Consider the following 26771-nt stretch of genomic DNA (forward strand, 5'->3'; position numbering starts at 1 on the left):
GCTCTCGGCTCAAGGCGCTGGGCCCTCGGTTCTCCCGGGAGCCTGATGCCTGGCGCCTCTAGCCCTTTATTACCGCCATCGGTCGCAGCCGCGCGACGATCTTGCCGATGCCGGCCTGCTGGACGACGTTGACCACATCCATGACATCCTTGTAGGCCTCGGGAATTTCCTCGGCAACGGTGGCCCGCCCGGCGGCGCGGATGATGATGCCCTGCTCGGCCAGTTCGGCGACGATGTTGTGGCCCCTGGCTCGCTTCTTTGCGGCGTGGCGCGACAACATCCGCCCGGCACCGTGGCAGGTGGAGCCGAAGGTCTCCTCGAAGGCGCCCTGGGTGCCGACCAGCACGTACGAATAACGGCCCATGTCGCCGGGGATGAGGACCGGCTGGCCGACGTGCCGGTAAGCTTCCGGAGTCTCCGGATGCCCGGGGGGGAAGGCCCGGGTCGCCCCCTTGCGGTGCACGCACAGCCGGCGCGTTCTGCCTGCCACCTGGTGGGTCTCCATCTTTGCGATGTTGTGGCAGACGTCGTAGATGACTGACAGGCGTAACTCCGCCGCGTTCTTGCCGAACACCTGCTCAAACGACTCGCGCACCCAGGAGGTGATCAGTTGGCGGTTGGCGAAGGCGAAGTTGGCGGCGCAGGCCATGGCCGCCAGGTACTGCCGTCCCTCCGGACTGCTCAAGGGGGCGCAGCAGAGCTGCCGGTCGGGCAGCTCGATGCCGTACTTCTGACTGGCCCGCAGCATCAGCCGCAGGTAGTCGTCGCACACCTGGTAGCCGAAGCCGCGGCTGCCGGTGTGGATGGTGACCGTCACCTGGCCGGGGTAGAGGCCGAGGGCCTCGGCCGCTTTTTCGTCGCCGATCTGATCGACCCGCTGCACCTCGAGAAAATGGTTACCCGAACCCAAGGTGCCGAGCTGGGCCCGGCCCCTCTCCAAGGCTCGCTCCGAGATCAGGTCCGGGTCGGCTCCGGGAATGACGCCGCCCTCCTCGATATGGCGCAGATCCTCCTCGTTGCCGAAACCGTGCTCGACGGCCCAGCGTGCCCCCTGCTGCAGGACCTGGCGCTCCTGGGCGATGGTGAGCTTCAGGTCGCGCCGCTTGGATCCGATCCCCGCCGGTACGTTGCGGAACAGGGTATCGGCCAGATTTTTGAGGTGCGGGCGGACTTCCTCGACGTTCAATGCGCTGCGCAGCAGGCGCACACCGCAGTTGATGTCGTAGCCGACCCCGCCCGGCGAAACGATGCCCTCGTCCGGGTCGAAGGCGGCCACTCCACCGATTGGAAAGCCGTAGCCCCAGTGGATATCGGGCATGGCTATCGAGGGGCCGACGATGCCCGGCAGGGTGGCGACGTTGCGCACCTGCTCGAGGGCCTGCTCATGGCGGAGCGTTTCCATCAACTGCTCGCTGGCGAAGATCAGTCCTTCGGTGCGCATCGCCCCTTCTTTGATAATGCGCCAGCGACAGTCATCGATTTTTTCTATCTTTAAAGCCATGAAAGTTTTGTCCTCTGCTTATGACCGGGCGTTGCCCGCTCTTGCGAAAAGTATTTTGTTACAGGTCAACGTAAACCCGCGCCCGCCATGTCCCGTCCCTCTCTTCCACCACGAGCTGATGATAGGTTGCCGCCTTGACCTCCCGTTCGACCGGATGCCGTGCGGGATCGAAACGTTCTCCACCGACCCGCACCCTCAGGTGTGTCTCATCCATCTCGTCGATGGCAAATTCGGCCGGGAAAAAGCCGCGGATCTCAAAGAGGTAAAGAATCTCGTTCAGCCAGTTGACCAGCAGTTCCTCTCGGTCGCCGCCAGTGATCTCGACGGTGATCTCTTCACTGACCGAACCGACGGTCTCACCGGTGATCATCTGGCGCAGGCCGCGTCCCGTTTCGACGAAAAGCTCCGCCAGGCTTTCCCCTTCGGCCTCGATGCCCATGTCGGCAGTGTGTTCCAGCAGGTGGTGTGTTCTCATTGATACCTTTAGGCCTCGTGGCAAATGACAAGAACCAGAGCAAAAGGCTTTCTCTGGTTCACGACGCATTTTTTCGTTTCCGCCGTCAGGTCAACCGTTGCCAGGTGACCCGACAGGTCGCCGGGTCGCCCGTCCAAGTGACCTTGAGCTTGCCCTGGTGGGCCCGGTGAACGGCCCGGCCGAGATGCTCGGCAAGTTTCTCTTCCGTGGTTTCGACGATCAGTTTGTCCCCCTCGCGCTCCATGCGCATGATCCGTTCCAGCGGATTCTGGGCCATGGCCCGCTGTTCTTCATTTTTCAGAATATTGCGGATCTCCTCTTCGTGATCCCACAGGTACTTTCCGCTCAGGGTAAAGATACCTTCCGCAAAGTGCTGGGCGATTTTCTGGCAGGCGGGGCAGGTGGTCCACTCAAAATCGCCTCCCTGTTTGCTTTCCTGGTAGGCTTTTGCATCGAGCAGCCAGCTTTTGTTGCGGTAGAGGGCGTGGCAGTCTTTGCAGAGCAGGGTGCCTTTCAGGCCGCTTTCCGGGGCGTAGGGATCGTCATGGGTGGCGGCCCGACCGCGCTTGTCGCTGGTGCCGAATTTGCCGACATCGCGTGTCATATTCAATCCCCTTTCCTTTTGTTCGTTCGTTCCTCCTGGTTTCAGTATAGCACCCGGTATTGTCTTGTGTGGGGAGCCGGGAATTCCAGCAGGCTTGCAGGTCATCGGCCGGGAGAAAAGGGGCCAGTGAGCTTGATCCGCGCGGCAGGAAAATCACGATTAATAATTAAAATTCACCTGTTTTCATCTGGCGATGTATACGGTACGTTCATTAGATATATGGTATAGTGTATACATCATTTTGTAAAAATCCCCTTGACACCCGAAAGAAACGGACAGTATTAACACTGTTGTATTTTGAAGCAAGATCTCGGCACGCCGAATGATTGGAATTAAATAATCTTTCCAAAACGGCACGTTGACATCATTTTTTTTTCGAATCGTGTTTGTGACAGGGGTTCTGCAAGACGAAAGGAGGAAGAGTCCATGAAACCTGGTCTGACGCCGCATGAGGGGTCCATTCCGGAGGAAACCCTCCAGAAGTGGGAGAAGCGCGGGGTCTCCCGGCGTGATTTCATCAAGTTCTGCACCGCGACCACGGCCGCCATGGCCCTGCCCATGAGCTTCGTGCCGAAGGTTGCCCAAGCTATCGAGGACAAGCGGGTTCCGGTCATCTGGGCCGAGTTCCAGGGGTGCTCTGGAGACTCCGAGGCCTTTTTGCGCGCCAACCAGCCGACGGCGGGCGACATCATTCTCGATGTCATCTCCCTCGAATACTCCGAGGTGATCATGGCCGCGGCCGGTCATCAGGCCGAGGAGGCCAAGAAACAGGCCATGCAGAAGTACAAGGGCCAGTATGTGCTGGTCGTGGAAGGATCCATTCCCAAGGGGGATGGCGGGGCCTATTGCACTGTTAGCGGCCAGAGCGCCGTTGACAGCTGCACCGAACTGGTGAAGAACGCCGCCGCCACCATCTGTGTCGGGTCCTGTTCCAGTTTCGGCGGCGTTCCGGCGGCCGCGCCCAATCCGACTGGCGCGGTTTCGGTCACGGACCTGGTTCCCGGCGCGCCGGTGGTCAAGCTGCCCGGCTGCCCGGTCAATGCTGTAAACCTGACGGCGACCATCGTCCATTTCATCACCTTCGGCAAACTGCCCGCCACCGACAGCCTCGGGCGGCCCAAATTCGCCTATGGCAAGCGGATTCATGACAACTGCGAGCGGCGGGGGCACTTCGATGCCGGCCAGTATGCCGAGACGTTCGGCGACGAGGGCCATCGCAAGGGCTACTGCCTCTACAAGCTCGGCTGCAAGGGACCGGAAACTTTCCACAACTGTCCGACGGTTCGTTACAACGAAGGTGTCTCCTGGCCGGTCATGTCCGGGCATGGCTGCATCGGCTGCTCCGAGCCGCAGTTCTGGGACACCATGAGCCCCTTCTACCGGCGGTTGCCGAAAGTTCCCGGCTTTGGCGTCGAAGCGACCGCCGACAAGATCGGTATCGGTCTGGCGGCCGCCACCGCCGTGGCCTTCGGCGCTCACGGTGTGGCCAGCTGCTTCCGGCGTGGCGACAATATGGAACAAGACAAGGTGATCGAGGAGGAATAAGACGATGGCCCAGAAAATAGCAGTTGATCCGATTACCCGTATCGAGGGGCACCTGCGCATCGAGGCGCAGGTGGAAGGCGGCAAGATCACCGACGCCTGGAGCTCTTCAACCTCCTTTCGCGGTATCGAAACCATTCTCAAGGGGCGTGATCCGCGTGACGCCCATCACTTCACCCAGCGTTTCTGCGGCGTCTGTACCGCGGTGCATTCCATGGCCAGTATCCGGGCCGTCGAGGACGCCCTGAACATCCAGATCCCGGACAATGCCCGTCTGATCCGCAATCTGATCATGGGCATCCAGACCGTGCAGGACCACGTCATTCATTTCTATCACCTGCACGCTCTCGACTGGGTCGACATCACCAGTGCCCTGCAGGCCGACCCGAAGAAGACCGCCCAGCTCGCCCAGTCGATTTCCGACTGGCCGAACTCGAGCGTCAAGCATTTCAAGGCGGTGAAGGAGCGGATCGCCGCCTTCGTCCAGACCGGCCGCCTCGGCCCCTTCCAGAACGCCTACTGGGGGCACAGCGCCTACCGGCTGCCGCCGGAGGCCAACCTGATGGCGGTCGCCCACTACCTCGAGGCCCTGGAGTGGCAGAAGGACGTCATCAAGGTCCACGCCATTCTCGGCTCGAAGAACCCGCATCCGCAGACCTTCCTGGTCGGCGGCATGGCGGTGCCTGTCGATCCCGACAGCCAGAACGCCATCAACGCCGACAAGATCGCCTACATGCAGAAGCTGCTGAAGAAGGCCCGCCTGTTTGTTGAGAAGGTCTACATCCCCGATCTGCTGGCGGTCGCTTCCTTCTACAAGGACTGGGCGGCCATCGGCGGCGGCGTCGGCAACTTCCTGGTCTACGGCGATTTCCCCATGGACAACAGCGGCGGCACCGACAGCCTCTACTTCCCGCGCGGCGTCATCATGGGCAAGGATCTGGCCAACGTCCTGGAGATGGACGAGAAGAAGATCACCGAGTACGTCACCCACAGCTGGTACACCTACAGCGGCGGTGACGACAAGGGCCTGCATCCCTACCAGGGCGAAACCAATCACAAGTACACCGGGCCGAAACCGCCCTATGACTTCCTCGACACCAACGGCAAGTACTCCTGGGTCAAGTCGCCGCGCTACAACGACCAGCCGATGGAAGTCGGCCCGCTGGCGCGGGTGCTGGTCGCCTACGCCTCCGGCAACGAAGACGCCAGGGCGATCGTCGGCCATGTACTCAAGACTCTGGGCGTCGGGCCCGAGGCCCTCTTCTCGACCCTCGGCCGCACCGCCGCCCGAGGTGTCGACTGCCTGATGCTGGCGCGGATGAACGAGAAGTGGCTGATGCAGCTGGCCGACAACATGGGCCGCGGCATCTATGAGACCCACAACCCCGAGAAGTGGGATCCCTCGACCTGGCCGAAGGAGGCCCAGGGCTTCGGCTACCACGAGGCTCCGCGCGGCGCCCTCGGCCACTGGATCCGCATCGAGAACGGCCGCATCGCCAACTACCAGGCGGTGGTGCCGTCGACCTGGAACGCCGGACCACGCGACGCCGCCGGCCAGATGGGCCCCTACGAAGCGGCCCTGATTGGTACGCCCATCGCCGATGAGAAGAAGCCGCTGGAGATTCTGCGCACCATCCATTCCTTCGATCCCTGCCTCGCCTGTGCGGTGCATGTCATGGATGGCAAAGGCAACGAGCTCATCAAGGTCAAGGCCCTCTAAGCAAGGAGACGCGTCATGTTGCAGATACGCTATGTCTGGGAGTGGCCGGTCCGGATCACACATTGGGTCAATGCGGTCAGTATTGTGGTCCTCTCGGTCACCGGATTCTACATCGGAAATCCATTCGTGACCGTCAGCAGCCCCAGCCAGTTCGTCATGGGTGTCATGCGTGTGGTGCACTACGGCTTCGCCTACGCTTTCGTCCTGTCGGTGCTGTCGCGCCTGATCTGGAGTTTCTTCGGCAACCATCACGCCTCGTGGAAGGAGTTCTTCCCCTGGGTGACGGCAAGCGGCTGGCGGCGGATCATCGGGACTCTCAAGTATTACACCTTTCTGGCCAAGAAGCCGCCGTATGAAGTCGGTCACAACGCCCTGGCGGCCATGGCCTACTCGGTGGTCTTCCTGCTCTACCTGGTGCAGATCGTCAGCGGCTTCGCCCTCTACGGTCAATACGCCCCGGGCAGCGGCTGGGACAGCATCCTCGGTCCGGTTCTGGTGGTTTTCGGCAACCAGGGACTGCGACTGGCGCACCATATCGTCATGTGGCTGCTGATCGGGTTCGCCATCCACCATGTCTACAGCGCCTGGCTGATGGACGTGAAGGAAAAGAACGGCACCCTCAGCTCGATTTTTGGCGGCTACAAGTTCATTGAGCCCGAGGACCTCTGATGCAGGTTCTGGTCCTCGGCATCGGCAACAGCCTGATGAGCGATGATGGATTCGGGGTGCGGGTGGTCGAGGAGCTGCAGCGCCGCTACCGTTTTCCGGAAAACGTCACGGTGCTCGACGGCGGCACGCTTGGTCTCGATCTTCTGCCCCATCTGGAGGGGGCGGACCGGTTGCTGATCATCGATGCCATCGACATGCGGGAGAAACCGGGGGAGATCTTTCGCCTCGAAGGAGAAGAGGTCCCCCGGGCCTTTGCCAGCAAGTTGTCGGTACACCAAATGGGCGTCCAGGACCTGCTGGCGGTAGCCGAACTTCAGGGCTACTGCCCGCCGGAGCTCGTGGTCTGGGGGGTTCAGCCCGACTCCATCGAAATGAACATGGAGCTGAGCCAGGCCGTCGCTCCGGCCCTGCCCAGAATCGTCAAGGCCGTGGTGGAGGAGCTATCGGCCTGGGGCTGTCCGCCGGAAGAACTTGCCGCCTGAAGAATCAATCAATGAAAGGAAACGGGGCCGCCGATGGCGGCCCCGTCCATTTTGGGAGGAGCTCATGCGCTGGCACCTGCTGTTGGTCCTGCTTGTGCTTGCCGCCTGTCAGGAACAGACCCCGACCTATCCCGCTCGAGTGGTTCCCACCGACCTGTTCATGGATGCGGACGTGGTTCGGGCGGGACGTGAGCTTTTTCAGCAGAAATGCGCTTCCTGCCATGGTCATTCTTACGAGGGTCGCTCACTCCGTGCCGTCTTTTTCGACCCGCCCGCCCCGACGTTCAGCGAACCTCGCTACCGCAGCGTCGATCCGGCCTATCTCTTCTGGCGCATCGAACAGGGCAAGGCCGTCGAACCTTTCAGCTCCCGCGGCTCGGTGATGCCGAGCTGGGGGGGGCTATCTCTCCGACGATCAGATCTGGCAGCTCGTTGCCTATCTTCGCTGGCGGGCGGATGGAAAAAAGCCCTGAAGCCCAGGCAGTCGCACATGACAGCCTGGCGACATGCCCCGGGGGCTGAAACGTCAAGCCTGCCGATCGGGTTCGCGGAACCGGCTTGACTTTTAGCAAAACTAACCTTTTTTATTTTTCTTAAAAAGGCTACAATGAATGGCCGAGGATAAAAAAGTGGGTTCAGGGTGTTGACCCTCGGTGGGAGCAGGCGTATTCTTGGCAACATTTGACGGCGCCTGACCTCCCATCCCCTTTCGGCGTCAGCAGACCAGCCTGATTTGCCGGGGCGAGCCGAGTGCAGGTGCTCGGTTCCTGGAATCGGGCTTTTCCTTTTCGGTACAATCTCCGCCAGCGGCGGAAAAAAACCAGGATGCAAGGGGGCAGAAATGCAAACGAACGGACCTGATGCCGCGCAACTTGGTCTCAAGAGCGTCGGCAAGCTCTACCACAACCTGAGCTACGAGGAACTCTTCCAGCACGAGCAGGACCGGAAAGAAGGGCAGGTATCGGAAAACGGCACCATGATGGTCGATACCGGCAAATTTACCGGCCGCTCGCCCAAGGATAAATATTTCGTAAAGCAGGACCCTTCCTCCGGCAACATCGCCTGGGGCAGCGTCAACCAGCCGGTTTCGCCCGAGATTTTCGATGAGCTTTACGCCGATGTCATCGACTATCTCTCGGGTAAAGATCTCTATGTCACCGATGGCTTCTGCGGCGCCAATCCGGCTACCCGCAAGCAGGTGCGGTTCATTACCGAATTCGCCTGGCAGTCGCATTTCGTCAAGAACATGTTCATCCGCCCTTCGGCGGAGGAGCTCCAGGCCTTCAAACCGGATTTCCGGGTCTACAACGCCAGCAACCTGACCAACGAGAAATGGCAGAAGCATGGCCTGAATTCCGAGGTCTTCATCATCTTCAACATCGAGAAGAACGTGGCCATCATCGGCGGAACCTGGTACGGCGGCGAGATGAAGAAGGGCATCTTCACGATGATGAACTACTGGCTGCCGCTGCAGGGGATTCTCTCCATGCACTGCTCGGCCAACGTCGGCAAGGATGGTGATGTCGCGCTCTTCTTCGGCCTTTCCGGTACCGGGAAGACCACCCTGTCCACCGACCCGAACCGCAAGCTGATCGGAGACGACGAGCACGGCTGGGATGACGACGGCATCTTCAACTTCGAGGGTGGCTGCTATGCCAAGTGCATCAACCTGTCGGCCGAGAACGAGCCGGAGATCTACAATGCCATCCGTCGCAACGCGCTGCTCGAGAACGTGGTCGCCAACGCCGACGGCGTGATCGATTTTGCCGATGGCTCCAAGACCGAGAACACCCGTGTTTCCTATCCGATCGAGCATATCGAAAACCACGAGCCGAGCCTGAAGGGCGAACATCCGAGGAACATCATCTTCCTCACCTGCGACGCCTTTGGCGTACTTCCGCCGGTTTCCAAGCTGACCAAGGAACAGGCGATGTACTACTTCCTCTCCGGCTACACCGCCAAGGTGGCCGGCACCGAGCGGGGCATCACCGAGCCGCAGGCGACCTTTTCCGCCTGCTTCGGCGAGGCTTTTCTGCCGCTGCATCCGACCGTCTACGGCAAGCTGCTCGGTGAGAAGATGGAGAAGCACGGCGTCAACGCCTACCTGGTCAACACCGGCTGGGCCGGCGGCGGCTACGGCGTCGGTCAGCGGATGAGCATCAAGGCTACCCGCGCCTGCATCAACGCCATCCTCGACGGCTCGATCAACGACGCCGAGTTCGAGCAGACCCGCTTCTTCAAGCTGAACATCCCCAAGGCACTGCCCGGTGTAGACAGCAGTCTGCTCAACCCGCGCAACGCCTGGGCCGACAAGGACGCCTTCGACGCCACCGCCCGCAGGCTGGCCGGCATGTTCATCGAGAACTTCAAGAAGTACCAGGTCGAGGGCGACGTCGACTTTGCCCAGTACGGACCACAGGTCGACTGACGTTTATTTCTGTTAAGACACAAAAAAGGGCGGCCAATTCGGCCGCCCTTTTTTCATGCGTGCGCCCGGCAGGGGCAGGAGCTGGTGAAATAGTGTTTGCAATAAATCCGGATATCCGGATATTATGTGTGCCATGAAAAGGCTCTGTGATCACCTCAAGGCCCTTGGCGACGAGACCCGCCTGCGGATTCTCAACCTGCTGCGCGATGACGAGCTCTGTGTCTGTGACCTGTTCGCCGTGCTCGGCCTGCCGCAATCGACCGTATCGCGGCATCTCGCCATTCTCCGACGGGCCGGCTGGGTGAACGACCAGCGCCGCGGCAGCTGGATGTACTACCGGCTGACCGACGACGCGCAGGCCCGGTCCCTGCTCGATCCGCTGCTCCAGCGCCTGGCAGGCAGCGAACGAAGCGTGGCCGACCTGGTGGCGCTGCGGCAGTATTTGCGGAAGAAAAGCGAAACGGAATGCCTGTAAGTCGCGCCCCTTTGGTCTCGCGCCCGTTCGCTTTGCTCACTCAAGACGCAGAGGCACAGAGAAAATCCAGGACTTTTGGGTTGGTAAACCCCAGATTCCAGGGTTTTTGACTCTACCCGTTTCCACATCTCTGTGGCTCTGCGCAAGACAGATTTGAATCACTGTGAAAGACTCTGACATGCCAAAACGTGTCCTCTTCCTCTGCACCGGCAACTCCTGTCGCAGCCAGATGGCCGACGGCATCATCAACCATGACTTCGCCGGACAGATCGAAGCCTTTTCCGCCGGTACCGAACCGCACGGGCTCAATCCAAAAGCGGTGCAGGTGATGGCCGAGATCGGCATCGATATCTCGAACAACTCTTCCGATCACCTCAGCCAGTACGAGGGGCAGAACTTCGATTACGTCATTACCCTGTGCGGCGACGCCAACGAGAAGTGTCCGCTCTTTTTCGGCGGCGTGCAGCGGATCCACATCGGTTTCGACGATCCGCCGAAAGCGACCGGCAGCGAGGAAGAGGTGCTCAATGTCTACCGCCGGGTGCGGGACGAGATCCGCGAGCGGCTGGGGGATTTTTTCCGTAAGGAACTGGAAAACGATTAGCCGTCAAGTCGCCAGGGACGCCAAGAGGGGCAAAGATTAATCTCGCGCCCGTTCGCTTTGCTCACTCAAGACGCAGAGGCACAGAGAAAACCCGGGATTTTCAGATTTTGACTAAAACTTAACGAAGTCCAGAGCTTTTTTGACTCTGCTTTCTCCGCGTCTTTGCGACTCTGCGCGAGATTGATTTTATGAAAGGTTTGTACATGGAACACGGACTGACGAAAAAACTCTCCTTCCTCGACCGCTACCTGACTCTGTGGATTTTTCTCGCCATGTTCATCGGTGTCGGAGCCGGCTGGCTCTTTCCAAGCGTGAAGGATGTCGTCAATACCTTCTCGGTCGGCACCACCAATATCCCCATCGCCATCGGCCTGATCCTGATGATGTATCCGCCGCTGGCCAAGGTGCGTTACGAGGAGCTGAGCGAGGTTTTCGCCAACCGGAAGATTCTCGGCATTTCCCTGCTGCAGAACTGGGTCATCGGCCCGGTGCTGATGTTCATTCTCGCCATCGTTTTTCTGCACAACTATCCCGAGTACATGGTCGGACTGATCATGATCGGCCTGGCGCGCTGCATCGCCATGGTCATCGTCTGGAACGAACTGGCGAAAGGAAATACCGAATATTGTGCCGGGCTGGTCGCCTTCAACTCGGTCTTCCAGGTCCTGTTCTACTCGGTCTACGCCTGGTTCTTCGTCACCGTCCTGCCGCCGCTGTTCGGTCTCGAAGGGGCAGTGGTTGAAATTTCCATCGGCCAGATCGCCGAGAGCGTGGCGATCTACCTCGGCATTCCCTTCGTTTCCGGGATGCTGACCCGTCTGGTGCTGGTCAAAAGCAGGGGGCGGGACTGGTACGAAAGGAAATTTATCCCCAGAATCAGCCCCGTCACCCTGGTTGCGCTGCTCTTCACCATCCTGGTCATGTTCAGTCTCAAGGGGGAACTGATCGTTTCGATACCGCTCGATGTGGTGCGGATCGCCATCCCGCTGCTGATCTATTTCGGCATCATGTTCCTGGTCAGTTTCTGGATGGGAGTCAAGGCCGGAGCGGACTACTCCAGGACCGCGACAGTGGCCTTTACCGCTGCCGGCAACAATTTCGAGTTGGCGATCGCGGTGGCGGTGGCGGTCTTCGGACTCGATTCCGGCGCGGCCTTTGCCGCGGTGATCGGCCCGCTGGTCGAGGTGCCGGCGCTGATCGGGCTGGTGAATGTCGCCTTCTGGCTGCAGAAAAAGTATTATGGCCGCAAGGAGCCTGTTTCTGCGGCCGTCTGAGCCCTCTTTTGTCTTTCGTTTTTTCGCGGCTGCCCCCGCACGGGGCAGTTTCCCCTTGCGATCCTTGCGCCTTTTGTTACCCTTTTTTTTGTTTGAAAATACATTCAATTGTAATTCGGTTCATATTTTGGACTGCAATTCGGCGCCAAGGTGCCATCTGACACCTGTCTGGAGGATCCATGGACAGCCGCTGGGCGGACAAATTCAAGGTGCTGGCCGATCCCAACCGACTGGCGGTGATCGGCGAATTGCTGCAGGGTGAGTTCTGTGCCGGAGAACTGAGCGAAAGGCTCGAAATCGAGCCAACCCTTCTTTCCCACCACCTCAAGGTTCTGCGCGAGGCCGGCTTTGTTACATCCCGGCGAGAAGGAAAAATGATCCGGTATTCCCTGGCAGAGGGACTGAGCTGTTCGGTCGACGGCAGGGCCCTCGATCTGGGCTGTTGTCAGATTACCTTTCGAAAGTAGGTGGTTATGATGCCTCTGATGCAGCGTTGCGTTGGAGAAGTGATCGGAACCTTTGCCCTGGTTTTTGCCGGAACCGGGGCGGTTGTTATCGACAAGGTTTACGCCGGCGCGGTCGGCCATGTCGGCATTGCCCTGACCTTCGGACTGGTGGTGACGGCGATGATCTACAGTTTCGGCGAGCTATCCGGCGCCCATTTCAATCCGGCCGTCACGGTAGGATTTGCCTGCACGGGACGATTTTCATGGCGCGAAGTTCCTGCCTACCTTGGTGGCCAGGTCACCGGTGCGCTGTTCGCCAGTCTGCTTCTGCATGCCACCTTCCCGCAAAATGCGGATCTGGGGATGACCCTGCCGAAAGTGACGCCCGAGTTGGCGTTTGTCTGGGAACTGGTTTTGACTTTTCTGCTGATGCTGGTGATTCTTCAGGTTGCCACCGGCAGCAAGGAACAGGGATTGATGGCGGGTGTTGCAATCGGTGGCACTGTCGCACTTGAGGCCCTTTTTGCAGGACCGATCACCGGTGCATCAATGAACCCGGCCCGTTCGTTGGCTCCGGCCCTGGTTGCTGGTCATCTGCATCTGCTCTGGCTTTATATTGTTGCGCCTGTTGCGGGCGCCTTGCTGGCGGTTCTCGCCTGGCGGTGCATGCGACGTGTTGAGTCGGTATCGGCTTGACGGGATTGTGAAAACAGTCAAGAGGGGATGGCGGCCGGAAGGCGCAGCCTGCACACCGGTCGCTTGCGCCCCCGGAGACCGTTTCGCCGCCACGCCTGCAAAATCAAAATCAAGGAGACGGTTTCATGTTCGACCCACAGACGACCATCGAGCAAGTCAAGGAGTACTACGGCAAGGTACTTTCCAGCCAGAAGGACCTGAAGACCAGCGCCTGCTGTTCCACCGAATCACTGCCCAGGCGGCATCGGGAGATTCTGGCGCAGATCGAAGACGAGATTCTCGAGAAGTTTTATGGCTGCGGCTCGCCGATTCCGCCGGCCATCGAAGGCTGTACGGTGCTTGATCTCGGTTCTGGCACCGGCCGCGATGTTTACCTGGCCAGCGCCCTGGTCGGTGAGCGGGGGCGGGTGATCGGCGTCGACATGACCGACGAACAACTGGAGGTGGCGCGCCGGCATGTGGCGACCATGACCAAGCGCTTCGGCTACAGGGAGCCGAACGTCGAGTTCCGCCAGGGCTACATCGAGGATCTGGCCGCCGCCGGCATCGAGGACAATTCGGTCGATGTGGTGATTTCCAATTGTGTGATCAACCTTTCTCCAGACAAGGAACGGGTGTTCAGCGAGATTTTCCGCGTTCTCAAGCCGGGCGGCGAGCTCTATTTCTCCGATGTTTTCGCCGGCAGGAGGGTGCCGGAGGCGATTCGTCGCGATCCGGTACTGCACGGCGAATGCCTGGCCGGAGCGCTCTACATCGAGGATTTTCGTCGCCTGCTGGCGCGGCTCGGCTGTTCCGACTACCGGCAGGTCAGCAGTCGCCGCATCGCCCTGAACAATCCGGAACTGGAAGCCAGGGCCGGCATGATCGATTTCTATTCGATCACCGTGCGGGCCTTCAAGCTGCCGTCGCTGGAGGATATCTGCGAGGACTATGGCCAGGTGGCGATCTACAAGGGGACCATCGAGGACCATCCGCATCATTTCGACCTCGACGATCACCACCGGCTGCTGACCGGCAAGCCGTTGCTGGTTTGCGGCAATACGGCGGCGATGCTGCAGGAAACCCGCTTTGCGCCGCATTTCGAAATTATCGGCGATCGCTCGGTGCATTACGGACCGTTCGACTGCAAGCCGGCGGCGGAAGCGGATACCAGCGGCGGTGGGTGTTGCTGAGGCCGTTCCCGGATGAGGGAAGATGCCCGTTCGCACGGTCCGGCGTTCGACTGTTTATTTTTCCCCGATGCGGTTGGCATGGGGCACGGCCATGGTATGAGTTGAAGGAAACCCATACATCGACCGAAGGAGCTGGACCATGAGAAAGCTGACGGTACTCTTGATCGCTCTTGTTCTCTTGCCGCCGTCTGCCGTTTTCGCAGCAGCGAGCGGCATGGCCGTTTACCAGAAAGCCTGCGGATTCTGTCATGACAGCGGCGTTGCCGGGGCCCCAAAACTGGGTGACAAGGTGGCCTGGAAAGAGCGGCTCGGCAAGGGCATCGAAGGATTGAGCGAATCGGTGCTCGAAGGCAAGGGGGCCATGCCGCCCAAGGGGGGAAACGCCAGCCTGAGTGAGGCCGAGGTCCGGGCCGCGGTCGAATATATGGTTGAACAGAGCAAGTAGGCAACAACAGCTCCCGGCATCTTTCAGATGCCGGGAGCTGTCTTCTCGTCGATCGGTCGGGACTATCTGTCTCCGGCTGTCAGGCGGCCGTTGGCGCCTTTACTTCAACGACACCCCTTTCCAGCTCCCAGGGCCAGCCGAGGATGCCGCCCTCAAGGTAGGCGACCTGATCGAAGCCGGCCGCGAGCAGTATGCGTGTCGCTTCGTAGCCGCGCAGGCTGATCTTGCAGAAGGGCACGATCAGCCTGTCCTTCGGCAGTTCGGCAATCTTGGAGCGCAGCTGGCCCAGGGGGAGCAGAGTGGCGCCGGGGATACGGACTTCGGCGTACTCGTCCGGAGAACGGACGTCGAGCAACAGAATTTTCTCTCCGGCGTCGAGGCGCTGCTTCAGTTGCAGCGGGCTGAGGCTGTCGGCAAGCCCATCGAGCTTGTTGCGCAGTGCGTTGGCTGCCTGATGCAGCGGATCCATCGCTGCGGAGTAGGGTGGCGCGTAACCGAGGTCGAATTCGGCGAGCTGGTCGAGGGTTGCGTCGAGACTCAGCGCGGTGGCGACCACGTCGATGCGTTTGGCGGTCTCTCCCGGGCCGACGATCTGCGCGCCGAGCAGTCTGCGGCTTTTGCGGTCGACGGTCAGACGGGTGAGGATCGGCCGTGCCGAGGGCATGGAATGAACCCGGTCGGGAGACGGGGCGAGGATGCTGACCGGCTCGAAGCCGGCCTTTTCGGCAGCCTCTTTCGACAGCCCGGTGCGGCCGACGTTGAGGCCGAAGACCTTGACCAGCAGGGTGCCGAGGACGCCAGAGAAGGCCGAGTCGATACCGCCGAGGTTGTCGGCAACCACCCGCCCCTGTTTGTTGGCGGTGGAGCCGAGGGGCAGGTAGAGGGGGGTGCCATTCAGCTGGTGGCGGCTTTCCACGCAGTCGCCGGCGGCATAGATGGCCGGATCGCTGGTCTGCATCCGTTCGTTGACGGCGATGGCGCCGCTTACGCCGATCTTAAGGCCGGCTTCACGGGCCAGCTCGACGTTCGGTTTTACCCCCAGGGCGAGGATCACCAGGTCGGCCGGGTAGCTTCCGGACGTGGTGATGACCCGCCCGACTCTGCCGTCTTTCTCTTCGATCCCTTTCAGGGCTTCGCCGAGATGCAGCTCGACGCCGTTCTGCCTGAGTGTCCGGTGAACCTGCTCCGCCAGGTCGGCATCGAGGATGCCGGAAAGGACCTGCGGCTGCATTTCCAGCAGGCGCACTTCCATATGCCGGGCACGCAGGGCTTCGGCCATCTCCAGTCCGATCAGCCCGCCACCGACAATGACGGCCCGGGCTTCGGGCCTGACGAGTTCGGCAATGGCGGCGGCATCCTCGACTTTTTTCAGTGCGAGAACTCCGTCCAGCTCCGTGCCCGGCAGCGGCGGGATCAGCGGACTGCTTCCGGTGGCCAGCACCAGGGCGTCGTAGGAAAGGGTCTGCCGGCGGTCATCATCGAGAAAGCGGACCTCCAGGCGCCTGTTCTCCCGGTCGATGCGAAGTGCTTCGCAACGGGTCAGAACCTCCACGCCCTTGACCCTGGCGAAAAAGGTTTCATCTCGCAGGGTGCCGTTGGTGGTGCGGCGCACCTCGTCGAGCTCACCGATCTCGCCGGCAAGGACGTAGGGCAGGGCGCAGGCTCCATAGGAGAGATAGTGGCCGCGTTCGATGACGGTAATCTTTGCCTCGGGGTCGAGCCGGCGCAGGCGGGAGGCGGTTTTCATTCCGGCGGCGACGCCGCCGACGATCAGGATCTGGCGTTGATTTTCGGACATGGTGGTCAAAAGCTCCTTTACAGGTTGGGATGAATGATTTTCTCCCCGCTCAGCAGGGTCTGCAGGATTTCAATCGGTGAAACTTCGAGACGGTCGGCGGCGGTCTTGAGGTTCTCCCCCTGATCGAGAACCCAGCCGCGCTCGGCCAGCTTGGTCGCGGCCCGTTCGGGAGGGATGGAGAACTCACGACACAGATCGGCCAGGGTCTTCCGGCCGATTCCGGTTCCCTCGAAACGCTCCTGCACCAGTTCTGGCGTATAGTGGTGTGGTGCCGCAGCGGTCCGTGCCGGTCTGATCAGGGCATAGACAGCGGCCGGTGAGCGGTGATTCGCGGTGGCGATCTGCTTAAGGGTCGCTGTCGCATCGATACCCTGGAGTCCCGCCTCCCTGAGCTTGGCCATGGCTTCGTCCAGGTCGATTTTCTGCTTGTCGCAGAGATCCGCCAGGGAACTCAGTTCGGCATGGCCGAAAGGCGGTTTCTGCGCAGCAGAGGAAATCCAGCTCTCCTTGACCCAGGCGTTGAAGTCGAACAGCTGGCGCAGTGGAGGCGGCTCAAGCACCGCGCCGATACTGAAAAAGAGCGTCAGGGCTGCGGCCGCCAGCAGCGGTCGTCGGCTGCGGAGACCGGTCCGGCGGCTGCTCAGGTAACTGAGCAGCGCTTTCCAGTTCAGGCAGGTGTGAATGATGCCGGCCAGCAGAAAGAGCAGGCCGGTGGCGATGTGGATGTTGCTCCAGGCCGGCTTGTCCAGGCCGAACAGGGACCAGTCGTTCCAGTAGGCGATCCGCCCCTGGGGCATGACGAAGGCGATCAGTCCCGAGATGGACATGACCAGGAAGCTGAACGCGGTCAGCAGAGAAGTGAAACTGCGCATCTGGTGGCTCCTTCCGAATTCTCCGGTTCAGATGTTCACATCGATTTTCAGCGCTTCGCAGTAACCGGTACATTCCAGGCACCGGGTGCAGACGCTGTGGTTCGGGGTTCGGGCCGGGTCGATTCCCTGCGGGCAGTGCCTTTCGCAGGCCCGGCAGTGGCTGCAGTCCTTGTTTTTCAGGTTCAGAAACAGCCCGGAGAACCTGTTGGCCAGGGCGCAGTTGGAGCAGCTCAGGAAACTGCAGGGAACAAAACGCAGCCAGGACAGAAACCAGGCGTTGGCCAGCACCAGGCTGGTGGCCTGTACCCAGCGGCGGGGCGCAATGCCCCTGAGCCATTCCTGGAAAGACTTGGCGGACATGGGATGTTCAGTTCTGGTGAGGACGGGTTCTGTGCGGGTAAGGGACCCGGGTTGGCATGCGGCCTCCGGGGAGCCTCACCCGGGAGAAATCGAGCGGCGACGCCTGTCGCAGGACCCGGGTCATGGCGGCCGGTTTCGGCTGCAGGTAACGGCCGAGCAGAAAGGCACAGACCAGCATGACCAGGACCCAGCCCAGACGTACTATCTTCTTCGTTTTCAGCGGCATGGTCAGGATTCTGCCGGGGATTCGACGGACGTACCCGGTTCTTCGGCGGTCAGCAGGACGGCTCGTCCCTCCAGCAGGGCATCGATCAGTTTCTTGCGGCCGCCGGCAACCAGTCGCTGCACCGTGCCGCGGGAGACGCCCATGCGTTCTCCGGCCTGCTGCTGGGTCAGGCCGAGGCTGTCGCACAGATGGAGTGCTTCGGTCTCGTCCGGGTAGAGAGTGGTTGTTTCCAGTTCCTTCAGCGGTGTACCTGCCGGTTTGAAGATCAGGCTGCCGAATTCCTGACGGACGCAGCAGCAGTTTCTCGGTTTTCGCGGCCGCGGCGTCATCGGTGTTCCACCACATCCCGCAGGATTCGTTCTTCTTCCGTGGCCACCTTGGCCATCACTTCGGTAATGGTTCCGCCGAACATTCTGCTCATCAGCCTGACATTCATCTTTGCCAGACGGACCTGGCCGTCGGCCGGGACGAAAACGCCAATGCGGCAGGGCATGATGCCGCTGACCATCTTGTTGGCGTCCTCCCGCAGGACCCGATAGGCGTGGTCCGGCTGGCACATGGAAATGATTTTCACCGGGGTCATGTCCTCATGCCCGGCCGTTCTGATGGTGTTCTGCAGGTCGTAGATCTTCGGCACATTCCAGCCGTGTGCCTTGGCTGCCTGCTCGATCGCCGCAACGGTTTCCTCAAATCCGAGCCTGCTCTTGTGGACCGTCAGCATCAGTTTGGGCATCAGTTTCCAGACCAGAACTCCGGTAATGACAACGCCTGCGATCAGCCCGAGAAAAAAACTGCCGGCCATGATGTCCTCCGAGTAGGAAAAGGGTTGTCCGCTATTTCGTTGATTGCGGGGGCGGCTGCTCAGTGGTGACAGCCGCCTCCGCCGTGTCCGTGGCCATGAGCATGGCCGCCGCAGGTCTGCGCCGGGGTCAGCTCGGGCAGGCCGTTTTCGACGAGGGAGGTGATGTTCTCGGCAACGGTCTTCGCCTGTGCCCGGTAAACGGTCAGTCCGGCCCGGTTCAGGCCCAGCAGGGCTCCGCTACCGATGCCGCCGACCACGACGGCATCCACTTCCTGCCCGGCAAGAGCCTTGAGGGGCTGGCAGGCACCGTGGGCGTGGTGCTGATCCCTGTTTTTCAGTGTCTTGACTTCACGGGTTTCAGTGTCGACGACAATAAACTGTGGGGCTGACCCGAAATGCCCGTAAACAGGGCTGTTCAGTCCCTGGTCCTCGGCGACGGGAAAACAGATTTTCATGCTGGCCTCCTGGGAATTTGTCCGGCTGTTTTGTGTATATGCACAAATATAGTTTTGCGATATATTGATGTCAAGATAATATTTCAACATATTTTATGCGGAAATAGGCTGGCAGCCTGGCGAGGAGAGATCTCCTCACCAGGCCGGCCCGGCGGGTTCAGGTTGAACTGCAACTGTCTCTGGTGCAGCCGCAGGTCGTAATGTCGCGCAGCGAACAGGGCGGGAAGAAGCTGACGGCTGTCAGAAGTGGAACAATGCTGGCTCAATCCAGCGGCTTGCTGAGGGTAAAGGCGCCGCGGAGATCTCCCTGGCTGAACCCGGTCGCCCGGTCGCCTGGATAGTTTTTCCGCAGGGCCTGACGTACGGCCGGAGCAATCTTTTCCCCGTGACAGACCAGGCAGAGCTTGCCGGTGGGGATGGCCTTGAGAAAACGGAAGCGCCGCCCCTGTTCATCCTCGACGATGGTGGCGCGGACAAGTTTCGCAGCCGGGACGCCCCGCCGGTGCTGTCGTTCGAACTCTTCGAGAGCGGCTTTTTCCCAGGCGTCCGGACGGTTGTCGGGATTGCGTACGCGCAGGCTGGTGCGCCCGACTTGCCAGCCGGTTGAACGGCTTATCTCTTCGGCGAACGCCGGCGCCTGCAGGCGGCAGGTTTCGATCGCCCGAACGGGTCCTCCTTCGGCCAGGGCACCGCGAAGGGCCCCTTTCAACCGGGTGACATAGGTTTTGATTACGGCATTGGCCTCGGCTTTCAGGGCCGCTTCATCGGCTGCCGGCAGCTGTCCGGGGCAGAGCAGCAGGATTGCCAGACTTATGGATGACAAGGAAATTCCGCGCATTCCTTCCTCCATCGGGTCAGGGTTTGAGCAGTTTTTCAATTTCGGCCGGGCTCGGCACCTTGCCGGACACCAGCACCTGCCCGTCGACCGCCAGACCTGGCGTCGCCATGATGCCGAACTTCATGATTTCATTGATGTTGGACACCTTGACCATTTCGTACTCCAGGCCGAGATTGTCGGCGGCCTGTTTGACGTTCTCCGCCAGTTTCTGACACTTAGCACAGCCGGTTCCGAGGATCTGGATCTTTTTCATTTTGACTCTCCCTTTTTTTTGGTGGTTTGAAAATCTGCCTCGCGCCCGTTCGCTTGCGCTCACTCGAGACGCAGAGACGCAGAAAAATTCGTAGAATTTTCAGGTTTTGATTCAAACAAAGATTCAATTTTTCCATTCATTTCGGTTCTTGCCCTCTCTGTGTCTCTGCGTCTCTGCGCGAGGGCGACTTTAAAAAATAGTCCCATAAATCAACCCGCTCACCGTCGCCATCACCATCACCAGCACGACGAAGACGACGGTTTTTTTCGTTCCCATGACGCTGCGGATCACCAGCATGTTCGGCAGGCTCAGCGCCGGGCCGGCGAGCAGCAGGGCCAGTGCCGGCCCCTTGCCCATGCCGGCACCGAGCAGACCCTGAAGGATGGGAACTTCGGTCAGGGTGGCGAAATACATGAAGGCGCCGAACACAGAGGCGAACAGGTTCGCGGACAGTGAGTTGCCGCCGACCAGGGAAGTGACCCAGTTGGAAGGAATCAGTCCTTCATGGCCCGGCCGGCCGAGCAGCAGCCCGGCGACAAGGACGCCGATCAGCAGCAGCGGCAGGATCTTCTTGGCAAAGTCCCAGCTCTCCTCGAACCATTGCCCCATTTCGCCGTCGCGGCTGTCTTTGAGGTTGCTCAGCACCGAAAGACCGATGACCCCGAAGGTGAAGGCGAGGGTTGGCTGTTGCGGTTGCAGGATCGCCAGCAGCAGTGCGGGCAGGCTGGCGATGAAGATACGCCCGAAACCGACTCCGAACCAGGTCGTCAGAATCACCGCCAGGGCGATGGCAAAGCCGCTGGTGATCCACCACTTGGCCGTGTAGATGGCGTACCAGAGCCCGCTTGGGTCATCGGTTCTGCCCCAGTTGGCGAAGACCAGGATGCCGATCATGCTGGCGAAGTAGAGCGAGGTCTGCCACAGCGGGCGCCCTTCATCCTCGTCGCCCATGACCGGCGCGGTTGCCGCCTTTTCGGCCTCTTCGCGGCGGAAGAAGAAGTGCATGGCGAGGCCGATGATGACGGCGAACAGGATGGCGCCGAGAGCCCGGGCGATGCCCATTTCCGGGCCCAGAATCCTGGCGGTCAGGACAATGGCGAGGATGTTGATCGCCGGGCCGGAATAGAGGAAGGCGCAGGCCGGGCCGAGCCCGGCGCCCATCCGGTAGATCCCGGCAAACAACGGCAGGATAGTGCACGAACAGACCGCGAGGATGGTGCCCGAGACCGAGGCGACGCCATAGGCGAGCGCCTTGTTCGCCCTGGGGCCGAGATATTTCATCACCGCCGCCTGGCTGACGAAGACCGCCACCGCCCCGGCGATGAAGAAGGCCGGCACCAGGCAGAGCAACACATGTTCCCGGGCATACCACCTGACCAGGTGCAGCGACTCCAGAATCGCTCCCTGCACCCGTGACGCCTCCACCGGCAGGAAGAAGCAGCCAGCAAAGACCGCGATGATCCAGATAAGGGGTTTCCATTCGCTTTTCCAGTTCATGATGCTTGTTCCCTATTTGGTCAAAAGGCCAAGTACTTAAACGAATTTGTCTCGCGCAGAGACGCCAAGGCGCAGAGAAAGACCATAAAATGATTCGTTTATTTCAAATCGATTTTGTTTTCTCTGTGTCTCTGCGTCTCTGCGCGAGGCAGGTTTTCTTCGTGACTTCGTGGTTGCCTTACCGGCCGCACACCGCCGAACTGCACCTGGCCTGTTCGCTCAGCACCGCCTCAATACAGTCGAAAAAGCCCGTCACGCAGGGGACCCGCAGGCGGTAGAAGACCTGGTTGCCGCGCTTGTCGTCGAGTACCAGTCCGGCGTTCTTCAGCACGCTTAGGTGCTTGGAAACGGTCGACATGTCCGCGCCGACCAGCTGCTGCAGCTCGCAGACGCAGCGCTCCCCCTGTTCCAGCTCCTCGACCATCAGCAGACGCGATGGGTGGGCCAGGGCCTTGAGAACCCGGGCGCGGGCTTCGAGTTGTTGGCGGCGTTGTTCGTTCATATTTGGCAAAATAGCCAAATGCTCTGTCTGGGTCAAGCTCCTTTTTTGACAAAAAGAGAGATGGCGCGATGGCGCCTGCCCTGATGGACCCCTGATAGTCTGTCCTGTATCGAAGCGTTCCGGCAGGGGCCGGAGTGGTTTGCCGCGCGGTGTGGCCGGGAGATTGACAGATTCCAAGAAATTTCCTAGGCTGAAACTCGGCTTTTTATGGAGTCTTGGAGGGGGGCACGCACCTGCCGAATCAAGTCGCCTGTTGGCGCTCTCTCCTTTCTTTTTATTCCAAGCAGTTACGGCCTTTGTTGCAGGCTTGTTATAGGTCGTTCCATTTTATCCAATAACGCGGAATCCGCTTTATCCAATAAAATCGATTCCGCCTAATCCCTGTTAGCTTTTAAGGGCATCATTAATGTCTAAGCTTGTCAATGAATTTGAAGATATCGGTATTTTCTTTGAACTTGAAAATCTTCGGTTGCACTGTGGGTTCACAAAAGACATTCTTGAAAAAGAACAGTCCGATTTTAAAAAGCGAGTTGACACAAAAGTAGAAAGTCTTACCGGTTCTGCTAGAGAGAATTATTTAGAATGGCTGACCGATAACCATTTTTATTTGTTCAATGTATTTCCTTCATTGCAATGGCTTTCCTTGTTTAATACAGCATATTCTATGTTTGAAAAAAATATGAATTATATTTGCCGACTGGCTGAAATTAAAACTAAATCAAATTTCAAACTGAAGGACCTAAACGGTCAGGGGATTCGGAGAGCAAAGTTATACTTAAAAAAAGTTGCAAACATTGAAAAACCATTCGTTGGACTGGAATGGAAAGAAATAACAGAGTACGCCGCTTTAAGAAATGTAATGGCTCATGCGACAGGTGAATTAGACTTATCGAGGGATGATCACAAAAAAGTCTTAGACTTTGCTCGACAGCGTTCAAATATTGAAATCATATACCATAATGGCAATTCAGAATTTCCGGAAATACGTCTTGGCCCAGATATTGTGTTTGAGTCAATACAAAACTATATTGATTTTCTTAGATTGCTTTCTAGGCAAGATTTATAAAAAGCTAACAAAATAGATGAACCGGACTGTTGATACATGGGCGATTCTCGTAAAGGTCTCTACTAGGTTAAACGACCAGTCGTAGCCGGTTATCATGAACCATTAGCCCAAAAGGAATAGTTTATGAAACTTGTCGAATTCCGCATCACGAACTTTCGGGGCTTAGGTGGCTCCGGCAACGTCATCACGTTCGATGGCAGCAATGTCATATTCCTGATAGGACAGAACAATGTTGGTAAATCGTCTTTCCTCCATGCATACGAGTTCTTTGTCAATTCTAGGCAGAAGGCAGCGGAATCCGACTTCTTCCAGTACAAGACCGACACAGCTATTGAAATGGAGGCGGACTTCCGCCGTGAAGAGGGTGACGACGAGAACCCGGATTTCTCGGGTGAACCTGACTGGATTGAGAAATGGGTGCAGACAGATACAGGCCTAATCACAATCAAGAAAATATGGACTGAAGTCGGCAAGGCCTTCACCAAGTATACCAAGGGCGCTGATGGCGAATTCGTTAAGAACGGATTCGGCGGGATGGATTCTCTGTTCACGAAGTATGCACCAACACCGATCGCCATAAACGCGATAGAAACCGTCGAATCACTTGAGAAGAAGGTCAATGAGATCATTGAGAAAGAGCACCTGAAGAAACTCAAAGAGAATTACACAACGGAATATGATGACGCAGTCACAGCAATCAGGAAGATCCAGGAGAAGGTGACCTCATCCGAGGCTATCCAGACCTATAACACCAATATCAACGCCTCATTCAAGAAGGTCTTCCCATCGCTCTCACTCAAGATTTCTGTGAAGGATGAGGGAGGTGGCATAGATGTCGTTAAAGCATTTAAGACCAACCACTCCATTGATGTGGCGAAAGATGGTGTTGATCGGAAGGAGACTTTTTCGCAGCACGGACACGGGGTGATCCGTCAGGCGCTGTTTAACTTCTTCGCGTTCCTGAAGAGTGAAACAATCGGCAATAGAAAGGAATACATCCTCCTCTTCGAGGAGCCGGAGCTATTCCTGCACCCGAAATCGACGCGACTATTACGAGAGGAACTTTACAGTCTGGCTGAAGACAGCCCATTCCAAATTCTCTGCTGTACACACTGTCCGCAAATGATTGACATCTCGAAACCTCATTGCTCGTTGGTTCGGATCTGCAAGGTGGAGAATGAAAGGACTGTTTCTCATCAAGTTGGTGAAAGCATATTCCAGAATGAAGTGAACAAAGACTTTGTGCAGATGATCAATCGATTCGATCCGAATGTTTGCGAAGCATTCTACGCGGATACTGTGTGTCTGGTCGAGGGAGACACAGAAGCGGTCATTTGTCGTGAACTACTCAAATCTAGTTACCCTTCAAGCGATATCTTTGTTCTCAATACCGGCTCTAAGAACAACATTCCCTTCTTCCAGCGGATATTGACGCACTTCCGAATCCGCCATGTTGTCATCCATGATTCTGACACTCGATACGCATATGTGGATAGAGATCGCACTAAGCCACGCACGAAGAAAGATGGCAACCCTCGAGCAAACTCAGCATGGTCTTTGAATGCATCGATTCAGGCTGAGCTAAGTGCTGCCAAGACGCAAGGGGTGCCTGTCGCTCGTCTTGTCTCAGTCTATGACTTCGAAGGCGAGAATGACTACGTGATGGATACGGATAAGGGCAAGCCTCTCTCCGCCTATGAATTTGCGACCACTCAGAAAGAAAATGCTGACTTGCCAATACGGAAGTTCCTCGAACAAATAGTAGGCTGGAATTTCGAGAAGGAGTGGTCTGGCGAGGAAGTGGATGCCATTGAGGAACCATGGAAGGGCTAACAATCGCATGCACCGGATGCTTACTACGCTGCGCTCCGTAAGCACCGGTGATGCGTGCCGTTAACAGGCAAAAACAGAAAGAATAATTGATGAATGAAATTGCGCTATCCACATTGAAGTACACTGCACCTTTCATAGCTGGATTCATAATAAAGTCATTTCTTGATTTTGAATCAGCAGCATTCTTAGTCAAGCGGCTAAGCTTGTTGCCAACACGATGGATTTACAGAAGTAAAGAAACCAACATTTCAGGAATGTGGGAACAAAAGTGGGAAGTAGAAAGTGAAAATTATCCAAAATCAACAGACCGGCATGGTCATACAGAAATGAAGCAATTTTTCAAATATTGCTATGCGGAGTTTTATTCAAGGGGTGAAAAATACGTCTTTTTTGGAAAACTAAACAAAGAATATTTAACAGGTCGCTGGTATAGCGCTGACGACGAAAATGGTTATTTTGGTACATTTGAACTCCTATTAAAAAACAGCAACAGCATGTCCGGCATGTGGATTGGTCACTCCAAAGAAACAAGAGTTATTAACACAGGTAAATGGCACTGGCGACGCTTACCAAAATAAAACCTGCTAACAATCTAATGATGAACCGGACTGCCGATACATGAAAGATAAAGGGGGCAGACTTGACAAGTTGACAAAATGTGTAGAGCTTGTATTTTCTGACACCACCCCTGCCAGGGTGACGAGCGCATATGAAAAAAACGGCCAACCGGCATTCGCTGGTTGGCCGTTTCCGCTTCGGGGGGCAGACCTTCGTACCTGGTCGCCCTCTTGTTTGCTGGCCGCGGGGTGCCGCAGCCGCTCAGCAGGAGATGCAGGAGCCGGTTGAGTGCTGGCTGGCGAAAGACGGCGGGAAATGGTTGCCGTGTTGGATGGCAAAGGCGGCGATGGCCAGTACTCCGGCCAGCAGACCGACCAGCAGCAACCTGCCGGGGGCGGACGATGTGGTGTCGGTCTGCCGTGGCCGATCGTCCGTTCCGATCCCAAGCGAACGTTGACAGCGCTGGCAGAAATTCTGGTCCTGGCGACGGGGCGAACCGCAGCCGACGCACTTGTCCAGGGCGCTCATGGTGTCTTGGGCTTTCATTCGGCCCTCCGCCGTTCGCTGTCCGGACGGGTGCCTTCGCCGCCCTGTCCACGAATGGGTTCCCTACCGGGAACCACCCAGCTTTCCTGCCGCCTGAAGGCCTGGATCCGGCCATTTACGATCAAGTGGTCGAGTTGTGAGGTTTTGACAATGTCGTAACGGCCGTCCGGGTATCTGATTGGGACCATCATGAAACCACCTCCTTCTGTGGGCATCTACGTGCTGCCGGTTCTTTACTGCAAATTGGAAGCCAACCGTTCCGGGGCGCGAAAAGGGGTTTTGGGCCAGCTGGACGTCCGGTATCTGTGGACTATTCAACAAGGCGGTGTTGAATATCCGGCGGATGGTAGGGGCGGGTTGTCGATTGCCGCCCGCAAGGCCGGATGCGGTTTCGTGGTCGGAAGGGAACGGACAAAAAGGGAATCATCGTCGGGAGGACCGTTTCCGTTCAGAGATGTGAATGCCACCCCACGGGCGTGGTTCCCTTTGCGGTATACTTGACCTGTCTCTTCATTGTAAAAATCCCCGGCGAACCGTAGGGTGCGCCTGAGGTTTTTGCAAAGAATCTTCAGCTCAAGCAGTTACACTTTTTATCTGCCATGAACCCCCGGATTCAGGCTTGAGTGAATCCG

At 58.3% G+C, this 26771-nt stretch carries 32 protein-coding genes; 16 read left to right on the forward strand and 16 right to left on the reverse strand.

Annotation, left to right across the window (positions count from 1 at the left end):
- Positions 1-58: 58 nt before the first annotated feature.
- From EDC39_RS04890 to EDC39_RS04900, 3 genes are all read right to left on the reverse strand, one after another.
- On the reverse strand, positions 59-1501 hold the full coding sequence (locus tag EDC39_RS04890; RefSeq protein ID WP_148895256.1) for an RtcB family protein: 1443 nt from the start codon (positions 1499-1501) through the stop codon (positions 59-61).
- Between the two features lie 58 nt (positions 1502-1559).
- The gene (locus tag EDC39_RS04895; RefSeq protein WP_187426653.1) at positions 1560-1976 is read right to left on the reverse strand and encodes an archease; all 417 of its coding nucleotides are present in this window, start codon (positions 1974-1976) and stop codon (positions 1560-1562) included.
- 85 nt (positions 1977-2061) lie between these two features.
- On the reverse strand, positions 2062-2580 hold the full coding sequence (locus EDC39_RS04900) for a BCAM0308 family protein (protein WP_148895258.1): 519 nt from the start codon (positions 2578-2580) through the stop codon (positions 2062-2064).
- A 426-nt stretch (positions 2581-3006) separates the two neighbouring features.
- Here EDC39_RS04900 and EDC39_RS04905 point away from each other — a divergent pair, with 426 nt between their 5' ends.
- The 13 genes from EDC39_RS04905 (at position 3007) to EDC39_RS04965 (ending at position 14533) form a co-directional block, all read left to right on the forward strand.
- Positions 3007-4125, forward strand: coding sequence for a hydrogenase small subunit (locus tag EDC39_RS04905; RefSeq protein WP_148895259.1), 1119 nt, complete (start codon positions 3007-3009; stop codon positions 4123-4125).
- Positions 4126-4129: 4 nt separating this feature from the next.
- Positions 4130-5842 carry a nickel-dependent hydrogenase large subunit gene (locus EDC39_RS04910; protein WP_148895260.1) on the forward strand — a complete coding sequence of 571 codons (1713 nt, stop codon included), beginning with the start codon at positions 4130-4132 and terminating at the stop codon, positions 5840-5842.
- A gap of 15 nt (positions 5843-5857) precedes the next feature.
- Positions 5858-6511, forward strand: coding sequence for a Ni/Fe-hydrogenase, b-type cytochrome subunit (gene cybH, locus EDC39_RS04915; protein WP_148895261.1), 654 nt, complete (start codon positions 5858-5860; stop codon positions 6509-6511).
- On the forward strand, positions 6511-6993 hold the full coding sequence (locus EDC39_RS04920; protein ID WP_148895262.1) for a HyaD/HybD family hydrogenase maturation endopeptidase: 483 nt from the start codon (positions 6511-6513) through the stop codon (positions 6991-6993). The genes cybH and EDC39_RS04920 overlap by 1 nt, the downstream gene beginning before the upstream one ends.
- 64 nt (positions 6994-7057) lie before the next feature.
- Positions 7058-7555 (forward strand): c-type cytochrome, encoded by a 498-nt coding sequence (locus EDC39_RS04925; protein WP_148895263.1) that lies wholly within the window; start codon positions 7058-7060, stop codon positions 7553-7555.
- A gap of 279 nt (positions 7556-7834) precedes the next feature.
- Positions 7835-9421, forward strand: a complete 1587-nt coding sequence (gene pckA, locus EDC39_RS04930) for a phosphoenolpyruvate carboxykinase (ATP) (RefSeq protein WP_148895264.1) — start codon at positions 7835-7837, stop codon at positions 9419-9421.
- Positions 9422-9554: 133 nt separating this feature from the next.
- On the forward strand, positions 9555-9896 hold the full coding sequence (locus EDC39_RS04935) for an ArsR/SmtB family transcription factor (RefSeq protein WP_148895265.1): 342 nt from the start codon (positions 9555-9557) through the stop codon (positions 9894-9896).
- A gap of 178 nt (positions 9897-10074) precedes the next feature.
- Positions 10075-10500, forward strand: a complete 426-nt coding sequence (locus EDC39_RS04940; protein ID WP_148895266.1) for an arsenate reductase ArsC — start codon at positions 10075-10077, stop codon at positions 10498-10500.
- A 203-nt stretch (positions 10501-10703) separates the two neighbouring features.
- Positions 10704-11774, forward strand: coding sequence for an ACR3 family arsenite efflux transporter (gene arsB, locus EDC39_RS04945; RefSeq protein ID WP_148895342.1), 1071 nt, complete (start codon positions 10704-10706; stop codon positions 11772-11774).
- Between the two features lie 179 nt (positions 11775-11953).
- Entirely contained in the window at positions 11954-12241 is a 288-nt protein-coding gene (locus EDC39_RS04950; RefSeq protein ID WP_148895267.1) for an ArsR/SmtB family transcription factor, read from the forward strand.
- A 9-nt stretch (positions 12242-12250) separates the two neighbouring features.
- Positions 12251-12916 carry an MIP/aquaporin family protein gene (locus EDC39_RS04955; protein ID WP_148895268.1) on the forward strand — a complete coding sequence of 222 codons (666 nt, stop codon included), beginning with the start codon at positions 12251-12253 and terminating at the stop codon, positions 12914-12916.
- A gap of 125 nt (positions 12917-13041) precedes the next feature.
- Positions 13042-14088, forward strand: a complete 1047-nt coding sequence (locus EDC39_RS04960; RefSeq protein ID WP_148895269.1) for a methyltransferase domain-containing protein — start codon at positions 13042-13044, stop codon at positions 14086-14088.
- 139 nt (positions 14089-14227) lie between these two features.
- On the forward strand, positions 14228-14533 hold the full coding sequence (locus tag EDC39_RS04965) for a c-type cytochrome (protein WP_148895270.1): 306 nt from the start codon (positions 14228-14230) through the stop codon (positions 14531-14533).
- Positions 14534-14612: 79 nt separating this feature from the next.
- On the opposite strand, the gene EDC39_RS04970 is transcribed toward EDC39_RS04965, so the two are convergent.
- From EDC39_RS04970 to EDC39_RS05020, 11 genes are all read right to left on the reverse strand, one after another.
- Positions 14613-16331: an FAD-dependent oxidoreductase gene (locus EDC39_RS04970; protein ID WP_148895271.1), complete on the reverse strand. Its 1719-nt coding sequence runs from the start codon at positions 16329-16331 to the stop codon at positions 14613-14615.
- A gap of 17 nt (positions 16332-16348) precedes the next feature.
- On the reverse strand, positions 16349-17203 hold the full coding sequence (locus EDC39_RS04975) for a DUF4405 domain-containing protein (protein WP_148895272.1): 855 nt from the start codon (positions 17201-17203) through the stop codon (positions 16349-16351).
- A 27-nt stretch (positions 17204-17230) separates the two neighbouring features.
- Entirely contained in the window at positions 17231-17563 is a 333-nt protein-coding gene (locus EDC39_RS04980) for a hypothetical protein (protein WP_148895273.1), read from the reverse strand.
- A gap of 7 nt (positions 17564-17570) precedes the next feature.
- Positions 17571-17789, reverse strand: coding sequence for a hypothetical protein (locus tag EDC39_RS04985; RefSeq protein ID WP_148895274.1), 219 nt, complete (start codon positions 17787-17789; stop codon positions 17571-17573).
- A 2-nt stretch (positions 17790-17791) separates the two neighbouring features.
- Entirely contained in the window at positions 17792-18118 is a 327-nt protein-coding gene (locus EDC39_RS04990) for a DUF134 domain-containing protein (protein ID WP_148895275.1), read from the reverse strand.
- Positions 18115-18591, reverse strand: coding sequence for a DUF302 domain-containing protein (locus EDC39_RS04995; RefSeq protein ID WP_148895276.1), 477 nt, complete (start codon positions 18589-18591; stop codon positions 18115-18117). The genes EDC39_RS04990 and EDC39_RS04995 overlap by 4 nt, the downstream gene beginning before the upstream one ends.
- Positions 18592-18650: 59 nt before the next feature.
- Positions 18651-19046 (reverse strand): NifB/NifX family molybdenum-iron cluster-binding protein, encoded by a 396-nt coding sequence (locus EDC39_RS05000; protein WP_148895277.1) that lies wholly within the window; start codon positions 19044-19046, stop codon positions 18651-18653.
- Between the two features lie 262 nt (positions 19047-19308).
- Positions 19309-19884: a Tll0287-like domain-containing protein gene (locus EDC39_RS05005; RefSeq protein WP_148895278.1), complete on the reverse strand. Its 576-nt coding sequence runs from the start codon at positions 19882-19884 to the stop codon at positions 19309-19311.
- Positions 19885-19900: 16 nt separating this feature from the next.
- Positions 19901-20137: a thioredoxin family protein gene (locus tag EDC39_RS05010; RefSeq protein ID WP_148895279.1), complete on the reverse strand. Its 237-nt coding sequence runs from the start codon at positions 20135-20137 to the stop codon at positions 19901-19903.
- Positions 20138-20326: 189 nt separating this feature from the next.
- Positions 20327-21634 (reverse strand): permease, encoded by a 1308-nt coding sequence (locus tag EDC39_RS05015; protein ID WP_148895280.1) that lies wholly within the window; start codon positions 21632-21634, stop codon positions 20327-20329.
- 178 nt (positions 21635-21812) lie between these two features.
- Positions 21813-22136, reverse strand: a complete 324-nt coding sequence (locus EDC39_RS05020) for an ArsR/SmtB family transcription factor (protein WP_148895281.1) — start codon at positions 22134-22136, stop codon at positions 21813-21815.
- Between the two features lie 406 nt (positions 22137-22542).
- On the opposite strand from EDC39_RS05020, the gene EDC39_RS05025 reads away from it, so the two are divergent.
- From EDC39_RS05025 to EDC39_RS05035, 3 genes are all read left to right on the forward strand, one after another.
- Complete coding sequence (locus EDC39_RS05025) at positions 22543-23202, forward strand: hypothetical protein (RefSeq protein ID WP_148895282.1); 660 nt, start codon at positions 22543-22545, stop codon at positions 23200-23202.
- A 123-nt stretch (positions 23203-23325) separates the two neighbouring features.
- On the forward strand, positions 23326-25035 hold the full coding sequence (locus tag EDC39_RS05030) for an ATP-dependent nuclease (protein WP_148895283.1): 1710 nt from the start codon (positions 23326-23328) through the stop codon (positions 25033-25035).
- Between the two features lie 89 nt (positions 25036-25124).
- Complete coding sequence (locus EDC39_RS05035; protein WP_148895284.1) at positions 25125-25613, forward strand: hypothetical protein; 489 nt, start codon at positions 25125-25127, stop codon at positions 25611-25613.
- 241 nt (positions 25614-25854) lie between these two features.
- Here the strand turns inward: EDC39_RS05035 and EDC39_RS05040 are convergent, their stop codons facing one another.
- Together EDC39_RS05040 and EDC39_RS15920 are read right to left on the reverse strand one after the other, a co-directional pair.
- On the reverse strand, positions 25855-26139 hold the full coding sequence (locus tag EDC39_RS05040) for a hypothetical protein (RefSeq protein WP_148895285.1): 285 nt from the start codon (positions 26137-26139) through the stop codon (positions 25855-25857).
- Positions 26136-26354: a GSU3473 family protein gene (locus EDC39_RS15920; protein WP_407925432.1), complete on the reverse strand. Its 219-nt coding sequence runs from the start codon at positions 26352-26354 to the stop codon at positions 26136-26138. The genes EDC39_RS05040 and EDC39_RS15920 overlap by 4 nt, the downstream gene beginning before the upstream one ends.
- Positions 26355-26771: the final 417 nt, after the last annotated feature.

It is taken from the genome of Geothermobacter ehrlichii (genome assembly GCF_008124615.1).
In the GTDB taxonomy this organism is placed as follows: domain Bacteria; phylum Desulfobacterota; class Desulfuromonadia; order Desulfuromonadales; family Geothermobacteraceae; genus Geothermobacter; species Geothermobacter ehrlichii.

What these genes read in the sequence shown, in the direction of transcription:
- EDC39_RS05020 (WP_148895281.1), bottom strand. Translation starts at nt 22,136, where the DNA reads ATGAACGAACAACGCCGCCAACAACTCGAAGCCCGCGCCCGGGTTCTC.
- EDC39_RS05000 (WP_148895277.1), bottom strand. Translation starts at nt 19,046, where the DNA reads ATGAAAATCTGTTTTCCCGTCGCCGAGGACCAGGGACTGAACAGCCCT.
- EDC39_RS04970 (WP_148895271.1), bottom strand. Translation starts at nt 16,331, where the DNA reads ATGTCCGAAAATCAACGCCAGATCCTGATCGTCGGCGGCGTCGCCGCC.
- EDC39_RS04985 (WP_148895274.1), bottom strand. Translation starts at nt 17,789, where the DNA reads ATGCCGCTGAAAACGAAGAAGATAGTACGTCTGGGCTGGGTCCTGGTC.
- EDC39_RS04910 (WP_148895260.1), top strand. Translation starts at nt 4,130, where the DNA reads ATGGCCCAGAAAATAGCAGTTGATCCGATTACCCGTATCGAGGGGCAC.
- EDC39_RS04895 (WP_187426653.1), bottom strand. Translation starts at nt 1,976, where the DNA reads ATGAGAACACACCACCTGCTGGAACACACTGCCGACATGGGCATCGAG.
- EDC39_RS05040 (WP_148895285.1), bottom strand. Translation starts at nt 26,139, where the DNA reads ATGAAAGCCCAAGACACCATGAGCGCCCTGGACAAGTGCGTCGGCTGC.
- EDC39_RS04940 (WP_148895266.1), top strand. Translation starts at nt 10,075, where the DNA reads ATGCCAAAACGTGTCCTCTTCCTCTGCACCGGCAACTCCTGTCGCAGC.
- EDC39_RS04980 (WP_148895273.1), bottom strand. Translation starts at nt 17,563, where the DNA reads ATGTCCGCCAAGTCTTTCCAGGAATGGCTCAGGGGCATTGCGCCCCGC.
- EDC39_RS04950 (WP_148895267.1), top strand. Translation starts at nt 11,954, where the DNA reads ATGGACAGCCGCTGGGCGGACAAATTCAAGGTGCTGGCCGATCCCAAC.
- EDC39_RS05015 (WP_148895280.1), bottom strand. Translation starts at nt 21,634, where the DNA reads ATGAACTGGAAAAGCGAATGGAAACCCCTTATCTGGATCATCGCGGTC.
- EDC39_RS04990 (WP_148895275.1), bottom strand. Translation starts at nt 18,118, where the DNA reads ATGACGCCGCGGCCGCGAAAACCGAGAAACTGCTGCTGCGTCCGTCAG.
- EDC39_RS04905 (WP_148895259.1), top strand. Translation starts at nt 3,007, where the DNA reads ATGAAACCTGGTCTGACGCCGCATGAGGGGTCCATTCCGGAGGAAACC.
- EDC39_RS04965 (WP_148895270.1), top strand. Translation starts at nt 14,228, where the DNA reads ATGAGAAAGCTGACGGTACTCTTGATCGCTCTTGTTCTCTTGCCGCCG.
- EDC39_RS05030 (WP_148895283.1), top strand. Translation starts at nt 23,326, where the DNA reads ATGAAACTTGTCGAATTCCGCATCACGAACTTTCGGGGCTTAGGTGGC.
- EDC39_RS04920 (WP_148895262.1), top strand. Translation starts at nt 6,511, where the DNA reads ATGCAGGTTCTGGTCCTCGGCATCGGCAACAGCCTGATGAGCGATGAT.
- EDC39_RS04995 (WP_148895276.1), bottom strand. Translation starts at nt 18,591, where the DNA reads ATGGCCGGCAGTTTTTTTCTCGGGCTGATCGCAGGCGTTGTCATTACC.
- EDC39_RS04900 (WP_148895258.1), bottom strand. Translation starts at nt 2,580, where the DNA reads ATGACACGCGATGTCGGCAAATTCGGCACCAGCGACAAGCGCGGTCGG.
- arsB (WP_148895342.1), top strand. Translation starts at nt 10,704, where the DNA reads ATGGAACACGGACTGACGAAAAAACTCTCCTTCCTCGACCGCTACCTG.
- EDC39_RS04975 (WP_148895272.1), bottom strand. Translation starts at nt 17,203, where the DNA reads ATGCGCAGTTTCACTTCTCTGCTGACCGCGTTCAGCTTCCTGGTCATG.
- EDC39_RS05035 (WP_148895284.1), top strand. Translation starts at nt 25,125, where the DNA reads ATGAATGAAATTGCGCTATCCACATTGAAGTACACTGCACCTTTCATA.
- EDC39_RS04955 (WP_148895268.1), top strand. Translation starts at nt 12,251, where the DNA reads ATGCCTCTGATGCAGCGTTGCGTTGGAGAAGTGATCGGAACCTTTGCC.
- EDC39_RS04960 (WP_148895269.1), top strand. Translation starts at nt 13,042, where the DNA reads ATGTTCGACCCACAGACGACCATCGAGCAAGTCAAGGAGTACTACGGC.
- pckA (WP_148895264.1), top strand. Translation starts at nt 7,835, where the DNA reads ATGCAAACGAACGGACCTGATGCCGCGCAACTTGGTCTCAAGAGCGTC.
- EDC39_RS05010 (WP_148895279.1), bottom strand. Translation starts at nt 20,137, where the DNA reads ATGAAAAAGATCCAGATCCTCGGAACCGGCTGTGCTAAGTGTCAGAAA.
- cybH (WP_148895261.1), top strand. Translation starts at nt 5,858, where the DNA reads ATGTTGCAGATACGCTATGTCTGGGAGTGGCCGGTCCGGATCACACAT.
- EDC39_RS04890 (WP_148895256.1), bottom strand. Translation starts at nt 1,501, where the DNA reads ATGGCTTTAAAGATAGAAAAAATCGATGACTGTCGCTGGCGCATTATC.
- EDC39_RS04925 (WP_148895263.1), top strand. Translation starts at nt 7,058, where the DNA reads ATGCGCTGGCACCTGCTGTTGGTCCTGCTTGTGCTTGCCGCCTGTCAG.
- EDC39_RS05025 (WP_148895282.1), top strand. Translation starts at nt 22,543, where the DNA reads ATGTCTAAGCTTGTCAATGAATTTGAAGATATCGGTATTTTCTTTGAA.
- EDC39_RS05005 (WP_148895278.1), bottom strand. Translation starts at nt 19,884, where the DNA reads ATGCGCGGAATTTCCTTGTCATCCATAAGTCTGGCAATCCTGCTGCTC.
- EDC39_RS04935 (WP_148895265.1), top strand. Translation starts at nt 9,555, where the DNA reads ATGAAAAGGCTCTGTGATCACCTCAAGGCCCTTGGCGACGAGACCCGC.
- EDC39_RS15920 (WP_407925432.1), bottom strand. Translation starts at nt 26,354, where the DNA reads ATGCCCACAGAAGGAGGTGGTTTCATGATGGTCCCAATCAGATACCCG.